Below are 1,423 nucleotides of genomic sequence, written 5' to 3'. Positions count from 1 at the left end.
ACCAACAAACCCCCCTCCGAGCGTTACTTGTGTCAGGTGGGCTGGTGGCGCGGAGCGACGGATTGCCCGGGCGCCGCCAGGCGAACGAGGTCGACCCTATGCTGACGGTCGTGCAGGTACTGGGCATGAGCAGTGAGGACGAGATGGTCTCCTGCTTCTTGAGCGGCGAGTTGTCCAGCCAGAGGTTCGGCCAGAACCTCCGGTCCCACCTGGCGGCAGCCGGGCAGGCCGAGCAGTTGCTGACGCATCCAGACCTCTCCGACGCTGGAGCGAACTTCGCACGTCGTGCTCTGCTCGCTGCGACGCGCGGGTACGGCGAGAACCGCGACCTGTTCGAGAACTTCCCCCCTGAGGTCACCTGGACCAGGGCACTCCTGTCCGCCGACGAGGCGGCCAGCGTGCGCTACCTCGAGTATTCCTACTGGGTCGAACTGTCGGGTGGCAGCCGCCGGCCGACCGACGCGGCCGCACGCATCAAGGCAGGGCTGCGGGCGTTCGACGTGTCCAACGAACCGTTTGTCGACGCAGCCCAGGCGCTCATCAGAGGCGAGCGGTTTCCTCCGCTCATCCTCGTCGGCGAGAAGCAGGACAATCTGGTCTGCCTTGAGGGCCACCTGCGCCTGACCGCCTACGCCATCGTTGGCTTCCCGACCGACATCGAGTGCCTGATCGGCACCGCGCCGACCATGGGACGCTGGGCGCAGTAGTCCAGTCACACCAAGCTCTCGGCGCACTAAATGAAACCTTAGGAGAGGTTCTGATCCGCTCTTGGCCGATTCGGCTGTTGACTCGGGTCATCAGGTGGGCTGATGGCGCGGATTGACGGAGTTGCTCGGGCGGCGCTGGGCGAACAAGCCGGGTTCGGGTTCGGGCAGGACACCGAGACCGACCAGGCGCTTGAGCTTGTGCCGGGTGCTCTCGATGTTCTTCGGCTTGAGCGGGAGGTCCAGGGCCTGGCACAGGTCGCGGGCACGCATCGGTCCAGTAGCGTCGGCGAAGACGTCGAGGATCTGCTGGTAGGCGGGGTGGGCTGGCAGGACGGGCGGTTCCTCGGCTGGCTCCGGGGTCGCCGGCGGGAGGGCGAGGAGCGTCTTGCGGGTCACCGCCAGGCTCTCGATCTCCTCGTCGAGTTCACGCAGGCGCACGGTGAGCTCGTCCATCTGCGCACGAATCTGCGCTGCATCGCCGACGACCTCGCGTTCGCGCGCGTCGATCCGCTCCAGAAGCGGCGTGACCTGGTCATCCATGCGGTCACCCGCGCCAGGTGGGCGTGGTCTGGCCGGTGAGACGGCGTGCTATCACGTCGATCATGGCCCAGCGCACCCTGGACTCCGAGGACTTCGGCCTGCTCTCGTAGTCCCGCACGAGCCGCCGAAACAGCATGAGGATCCCGAGCGTGGAGAGTCGGCCCGAGGCGCGGTGA

Annotated in this window: 2 protein-coding genes; one reads left to right on the top strand and one right to left on the bottom strand. The window is 66.9% G+C overall.

The features are described 5' to 3' along the window. The first annotated feature begins 98 nt into the window (after positions 1 to 98). Positions 99 to 707, top strand: coding sequence for a hypothetical protein (locus BIV23_RS44930; RefSeq protein WP_071386761.1), 609 nt, complete (start codon positions 99 to 101; stop codon positions 705 to 707). Between the two features lie 90 nt (positions 708 to 797). Here BIV23_RS44930 and BIV23_RS44925 read toward each other — a convergent pair whose 3' ends face one another. Next, complete coding sequence (locus BIV23_RS44925; protein WP_071386760.1) at positions 798 to 1,247, bottom strand: hypothetical protein; 450 nt, start codon at positions 1,245 to 1,247, stop codon at positions 798 to 800. Positions 1,248 to 1,423: the final 176 nt, after the last annotated feature.

This window comes from Streptomyces monashensis (genome assembly GCF_001866665.1).
Lineage (GTDB): Bacteria > Actinomycetota > Actinomycetes > Streptomycetales > Streptomycetaceae > Streptomyces > Streptomyces monashensis.
The sequence above is the reverse complement of the archived record's forward strand: the minus strand, read 5'-3'. Positions and strand labels throughout refer to the sequence as shown.

Coding starts and splice junctions, on each gene's coding strand:
- BIV23_RS44930 (WP_071386761.1), top strand. CDS start 99: ATGCTGACGGTCGTGCAGGTACTGGGCATGAGCAGTGAGGACGAGATG.
- BIV23_RS44925 (WP_071386760.1), bottom strand. CDS start 1,247: ATGGATGACCAGGTCACGCCGCTTCTGGAGCGGATCGACGCGCGCGAA.